General features: G+C 73.8%; 7 protein-coding genes. 4 read left to right on the forward strand and 3 right to left on the reverse strand.

The features are described 5' to 3' along the window. Nucleotides 1-470 precede the first annotated feature (470 nt). Nucleotides 471-1,163 (forward strand): demethylmenaquinone methyltransferase, encoded by a 693-nt coding sequence (locus tag ACFXAM_RS01605; protein WP_380286954.1) that lies wholly within the window; start codon nucleotides 471-473, stop codon nucleotides 1,161-1,163. 107 nt (nucleotides 1,164-1,270) lie between these two features. After that, the gene (locus ACFXAM_RS01610) at nucleotides 1,271-2,575 is read left to right on the forward strand and encodes a geranylgeranyl reductase family protein (RefSeq protein WP_380286955.1); all 1,305 of its coding nucleotides are present in this window, start codon (nucleotides 1,271-1,273) and stop codon (nucleotides 2,573-2,575) included. Nucleotides 2,576-2,671: 96 nt separating this feature from the next. Here the strand turns inward: ACFXAM_RS01610 and ACFXAM_RS01615 are convergent, their stop codons facing one another. Beyond that, nucleotides 2,672-3,028, reverse strand: coding sequence for a MazG-like family protein (locus ACFXAM_RS01615; RefSeq protein WP_380286956.1), 357 nt, complete (start codon nucleotides 3,026-3,028; stop codon nucleotides 2,672-2,674). Between the two features lie 118 nt (nucleotides 3,029-3,146). After that, nucleotides 3,147-3,866, reverse strand: coding sequence for a peptidylprolyl isomerase (locus ACFXAM_RS01620; RefSeq protein WP_380286957.1), 720 nt, complete (start codon nucleotides 3,864-3,866; stop codon nucleotides 3,147-3,149). 191 nt (nucleotides 3,867-4,057) lie between these two features. On the opposite strand from ACFXAM_RS01620, the gene ACFXAM_RS01625 reads away from it, so the two are divergent. Then, a complete protein-coding gene (locus ACFXAM_RS01625; RefSeq protein WP_380286958.1) occupies nucleotides 4,058-4,963 on the forward strand; it encodes a DMT family transporter in 906 nt (301 codons plus the stop codon). Nucleotides 4,964-4,979: 16 nt separating this feature from the next. Here ACFXAM_RS01625 and ACFXAM_RS01630 read toward each other — a convergent pair whose 3' ends face one another. Beyond that, nucleotides 4,980-5,609 carry a hypothetical protein gene (locus ACFXAM_RS01630; RefSeq protein ID WP_380286959.1) on the reverse strand — a complete coding sequence of 210 codons (630 nt, stop codon included), beginning with the start codon at nucleotides 5,607-5,609 and terminating at the stop codon, nucleotides 4,980-4,982. Nucleotides 5,610-5,798: 189 nt separating this feature from the next. On the opposite strand from ACFXAM_RS01630, the gene ACFXAM_RS01635 reads away from it, so the two are divergent. After that, a partial coding sequence (locus ACFXAM_RS01635) for a hypothetical protein (RefSeq protein ID WP_380286960.1) occupies nucleotides 5,799-6,000 on the forward strand: 202 nt, incomplete at its 3' end.

The raw sequence follows: 6,000 nt of genomic DNA on the forward strand, positions 1-6,000 counted from the left end.
CATCTGCCTGGAACACGCGGCCGACGAGCCGAAGGCCGTGCGGATCTGCGGTGACACCTACCCGCAGCCGGTCGGCGTCGGGCTGGCCCGGTTCAGCGTGCCGGTGGCGGTGCTGCTGTTCGCGGTCTGCATGCTGAGGATCCGGCGGCACCGGCGGGCGGTGGCCGTCCGGAGCGGGCAGAACCGGTTGGCCACCACCGTCGCCCTGGCGACCGAGGCGCTGGCCGACGGGATGCCTGCGATAACGCAGGGCAAGCGCTCGCGCCGGCGGCGCCGCGCGGGCGGGCGGCCCGCCCTCCACTGCGGCCGCCCCCGGCCGGCGCGGCGCGCTCCGGGTGCGCGTCCGGTGCGTATCCGGCGCGCTCCCGGCGGGTCCCGGCGGGTCCGGGTGTGCTCCACGGGTGTCCCGGCGGTGCCCGGAAGACGCCCCCTTGCCCGGATCGCCGGAGCCAGGGTGAACAATGGGGGGCGTGACCCGAGCCTCCCTGGACAAGCAGCCGCACGAAGTCGCCGCCATGTTCGACGACGTCGCGGCCAAGTACGACCGCACCAACGACGTTCTCTCGCTCGGCCAGGCCCGTGCCTGGCGCCGGGCGGTGGCCGAGGCGGTGGCCGCCGGGCCCGGGGACGTCGTGCTCGACCTCGGGGCCGGGACCGGCACCTCCTCGCTGCCCTTCGCCGAGGCCGGCGCGCGGGTCGTCCCGTGCGACTTCTCGGTCGGCATGCTCGCCGAGGGCAAGCGCCGCCACCCCGAGCTGGCGCTGACCGCCGGGGACGCCACCAGGCTGCCGTTCGCCGACGACACCTTCGACTCGGTGACGATCTCCTTCGCGCTGCGCAACGTCCACGACACCGAGGCGGCGCTGAGCGAGATGCTGCGGGTCACCAAGCCCGGCGGCAAGCTGATCATCTGCGAGTTCTCCACGCCGACCTGGACGCCGTTCCGGACGGTCTACACCGAGTACCTGATGCGCGCGCTGCCGCCGGTCGCCACCGCGGTCAGCAGCAACCCGGACGCGTACGTCTACCTCGCCGAGTCGATCCGCGAGTGGCCCGACCAGCCGGCGCTGGCCGCCCTGATGCAGGAGGCCGGCTGGTCCAAGGTGGCCTGGCGCAACCTGACCGGCGGGATCGTGGCCCTGCACCGGGCCTACAAGGTCTGACCGTCCGCAGCCGCGGCGGCAGCTCCGTCCGCAGCTCATAGACTCGTCCAAGCCCAGCCGGGCCGGCCCCCGCCGGCCGGCCGACCCCCAGCAGGAGTGTGCCCACCGTGTCCGAGACCGCCGTTGACCTGAGCGCAGGCGTTGTGGAGAGCACCGCGGACGTCATCGTGGTCGGCGCGGGCCCGGCCGGGTCCACCACCGCGTACCACCTCGCACAGGCGGGCCTGGACGTGCTGCTGCTGGAGAAGACCAGCTTCCCCCGGGAGAAGGTCTGCGGCGACGGCCTCACCCCCCGGGCCACCAAGCAGCTGGTGGACATGGGCATCGACGTGTCCACCGAGAACGGCTGGCTGCACAACAAGGGTCTGCGGATCATCGGCGGCGGGGTCCGGCTGGAGCTGGACTGGCCCGAGCTGTCGGCCTTCCCGGACTACGGTCTGGTCCGCAAGCGCGCCGACTTCGACGAGCTGCTCGCCCGGCAGGCCGAGAAGGCCGGGGCCCGGCTCTACGAGCGCTGCAACGTCAGCGGCCCGGTGCTGGACGAGCGGACCGGCCGGATCGTCGGGGTCACCGCCAGGCTCGGGGACGAGAAGCGGCCGGTGACCTTCCGCGCCCCGCTGGTCGTGGCCGCCGACGGCAACTCCACCCGGCTCTCGCTGGCCATGGGCCTGCACCGCCGGGAGGACCGCCCGATGGGCGTCGCCTACCGCACCTACTTCACCTCCCCGCGCCACGACGACGACTACCTGGAGTCCTGGCTGGAGCTGTGGGACACCCGGGGCGGGGAGCGCAAGCTGCTGCCCGGCTACGGCTGGGTCTTCGGCATGGGCGACGGCACCTCGAACGTCGGCCTCGGCATCCTCAACTCCTCGCCGGCCTTCGGCGAGCTGGACTGGCGCGAGGTGCTCAAGGCCTGGTGCGCGAGCATGCCGGAGGAGTGGGGCTACACGCCGGAGAACATGACCGACCCGATCCGCGGGGCCGCCCTGCCGATGGCCTTCAACCGGCAGCCGCACTACACCCGCGGCCTGCTGCTGGTCGGCGACGCCGGCGGCATGGTCAACCCGTTCAACGGCGAGGGCATCGCCTACGCGATGGAATCCGGTCAGATCGCCGCCGGGGTGATCGTGCAGGCGCTCGCCCGGGTGACCGACGGCGGCCGGGAGCGCGCGCTCCAGGCCTACCCGCGCATCCTCAAGGACGTCTACGGCGGCTACTACACGCTCGGCCGGGCCTTCGTGAAGCTCATCGGCAACCCGAAGGTGATGCAGCTCGCCACCCAGCGCGGGCTGACCCACCCGATGCTGATGAGGTTCGTCCTCAAGCTCCTCGCCAACCTCACCGACCCGCAGGGCGGCGACGCCATGGACCGCATCATCAACGGCCTGGCCAAGGCCGCGCCGAACGCCTGACCGGCGGCCGCGGGTCGGCCGGCCGACCGGCCGCTGTCGGCGCCGTCGCTGTCAGCGCCGTCGTCGTCGGCCGGGCCGTCGTCGTCCTGGCTTCCGTCAGCCGGCCGGGCCGTCCGTCGGGCGGCCGGCGTCGGCGCGGCTGGCGGCGGAGCGCTGCTCGACGTAGGCGAGGCGGTCGGCGAAGACCCGCGCCGCGTCCGGGGTCAGCGTGCGCAGCGCGACCAGGGCGGAGAAGACCACGTCGCACAGCTCGTGCTGGACGTCCTCCCAGCTGTGGGTGACGCCCTTGCGCGGGTTCTGACCGGTGGCGCCGATCACGGCGGCACTGACCTCGCCGACCTCCTCGGAGAGCTTGAGGATCCGGGCGAGCCGCTCCTCCTGCGGGGGGAGCGGGCTCTGCTCGTCGAGCCAGGCGACCAGGTGGTCGACGCTTTCCCAGATCCTGCTGTCCATGCGGTGCCGCTCCCGTACGGTGTCGATGGCCTGTTCCTGGCCTCTTCCGGCCTGTCCGCGGCCTGGCGGTGGCCGGTCGTGGTGGCCTGCTCCACCGTACGGGAGTCCGGTGGACGGCTCAGCGGGCGGAGATCTTCACGTTGCGGATGTTCACCGGCAGGGTGGGGAAGCCGTCACCGGGGTTGTTCTGGTCGTCCTCGCCGCCGGCGGCGATCTTCTGCAGCACGTCCAGGCCCTCGGTGACCCGGCCGAACGGGGTGTAGGCGGGGGAGAGCTTGGTGTCCTTCCAGACGAAGAAGAACTGGCTGCCATTGGTGTTGGGCCCCGCGTTGGCCATCGCGACGGTGCCGGCCGGGTAGGTGGCGCCCTCCAGGTTCTCGTCGGGGAAGGAGTAGCCCGGGCCGCCGCTGCCGGTCCCGGTCGGGTCGCCGCACTGCAGGACGTAGAGCCGCTGGGTGGTGAGCCGGTGGCAGTGGCTGCGGTCGAAGTAGTCGCGCTCGGCGAGGAACCGGAAGGAGAAGGTCGTGCAGGGCGCCTTGTCGGTGAGCGCCTGGAAGGTGATCGAGCCCTGGGTGGTCTTCAAGGTCGCCTTGTACGGCTTGGCCGCCTTGCGGGCGTCGAAGACCGGGATGCCCTTGAAGTTGTCGGCGGGGACGGCCGGGGTGTAGGTGCAGGTGACCCCGGCCGCGCCGGTGCCGGAACCGGTCGACGGGGTGTCCGCGACGGCGGTGCCGGTGCTCGCGACGAGCGGCAGGACGGTGGCGGCGGCGATCAACGCCCAGTGCTTGCGCGACACTTGAGTGGCCTTCCGGTGGGTGGGGGACGGCTGTTTTGGCATGGCGACATCATCCACGGCGGGGTGGAGATCCGATAGGGGGTGGGAAACCGTTGATCCGGTGCGGGGCGGTGCGCGAGGATGGCGGGCCCCGCTCCGCTCCGGGATCCGTCCGATGACGTGCGTGACTCTCGTGTGGCCGCTCTCCCTTCGCTCCGAGAGGCTCCGCCGTGCGTGCTCCGTCCTCCGCTCCGATGCGTGATCTGCCGGTCCTGCTGGTGGCGGTGGTGTGGGGATCGAGCTTCCTGGCGGTGCAGCGGGTGGCCGAACCGGGGACGGTGGTGGCGATGCTGGTGCTGCGGTTCGGCCTGGTGCTGCCCGTCCTGGGACTGGCCGCCTGGCGGCCGCTGCGGCGGTTGCGGCGCGCCGAGTGGCTGGGCGGGGCCGGGCTGGGGCTGGTGCTCGGTGCGATCTTCCTCCTGGAGACGTTCGGCGCGGTGCACACCTCGGCGACCAACGCGGGCCTGATCATCAGCCTCACGATCGTGTTCACCCCGCTGGCGGAGAGCGCGCTGGCCCGGACGCCGCTGCCGCGCGCCTTCCTCGCGGCGGCCGGTCTGGCGGTGGTGGGCATCGCGCTGCTCACCGGGGACGGCGGACTGCGGGCTCCGGCCTCGGGGGACCTGCTGGTGCTCGGCGCCGCCGTGGTGCGGACGGTCAGCGTGCTGGCCACCGCCCGGACCCGGGCGATCCGGGAGAGCGACACGCTGGCCGTCACCTGGGTCCAGCTCGCGACCGCGACGCTGGTGTTCGCCGTCGTCGCGCCGTTCGCCGGCCCGCTGCCCTGGACGGTCGCGGCCGCCTTCGGGCCGGCCCAGTGGGGCTGGCTGCTGCATCTGGCGCTGCTCTGCACGCTGTTCGCGTTCTTCGTGCAGATGTGGGCCGTCCGCACCACCTCGCCCTCCCGGGTCAGCCTGCTGCTGGGCACCGAACCGCTCTGGGCGGCGGTGTTCGGCATCACCCTGGCGGGCAACCACCTCGGGCCGCTCGCCCTGCTGGGCGGTGCCCTCGTCCTGGCCGGCACCGAGTGGGGCCGGCGCACCGCCGCGGTGCCGCGGCCGGAGGCGGTGCTGGCGGAGCGGGAGCGGATGGCGGCCTGAGGCCGGGGTGCGGTGGTCACCGGCGCCGCCCCAGGGTGCGGCGGGCATAGGCGACGGTGACCGCGGCGAGCAGCGGACCCCAGGCGACCAGCGGCAGGTAGCAGAGGGTCATGATCACCCCGGCGAGGCCGTGCGGGGCGTCCGGATCGCTCATCGCCGAGGCCCAGCCGCCGAACAGGGCGGGCAACCAGAGCGCGGTCAGGGCGGCGGAGCCGAGGGCCGCCGGGACGATCGCGGCGAGCGGCGGGACGGCGCGGCCGCCGATCAGCGGGATCCGGCGCGGGAGCACCTCGCCCCAGGGCCGCACCAGCCCCAGGGTGAGGAAGGCCAGCAACTCGGCCAGCCCGCTGAGCGCGACGACGTACACGGTGCCCCAGCCGGGGACGTAGGGGTCGAAGGCCGCGGCGAGCTCCCCGCTGAAGCCGACCGGGACGCCCACACCGAGGGCGATCCGCCAGAGGCCGGACGGGACGGTCGTCCAGACGGTGGCGCGGGCGGCCAGCTCGGCCCAGCGCGGGGTGCCGGCCGGCGGGACGGCCCGGGCGGTGCGGCCGGTGCGGCCGGTGCGGCCCGTGCTGGGGTTGCGGGCGGTGCGGGTGGTGCGGGAGCGGGGGGCGGCCGGTACGGCGGACGCGGTGGTGGACACGGTACGGACTCCTCTCCCGGACCGGCCGTGGCGGCCGGTCCGACGGGATCAAGAGTGGCCGTCGGCAGGGGGCTTCCATCAGTGCCGATCGGGCTGTCTTGGCTGCTCGGAACGGGTGCGGAAATGTGCCGATCGGCACAGGCGGAGCGCTTCGCGGGTCCGTAGGCTTCCCGCAGAAAGGAGGCGACGATGAGTCAGATGCCGGCGTTGGCGGTCTCCGTGGCAGTACCCGCGGCAGTCCCGGTGGCGGTCCTCTGCGGGTGGCTGCTGCGGTCCCGGCTCGGGGCGGCGGCGGTGGCCGGCGCGGCCGGTGCCGTGTCGGCCGCCGCCACGGCCGGCGTGTGGGCCGCCCGCCCGGGGCGGGGGGCCGGTGTGTTTAAAACAAAAACGA

The organism is Kitasatospora sp. NPDC059462, from assembly GCF_042749955.1.
Taxonomy (GTDB): domain Bacteria; phylum Actinomycetota; class Actinomycetes; order Streptomycetales; family Streptomycetaceae; genus Kitasatospora.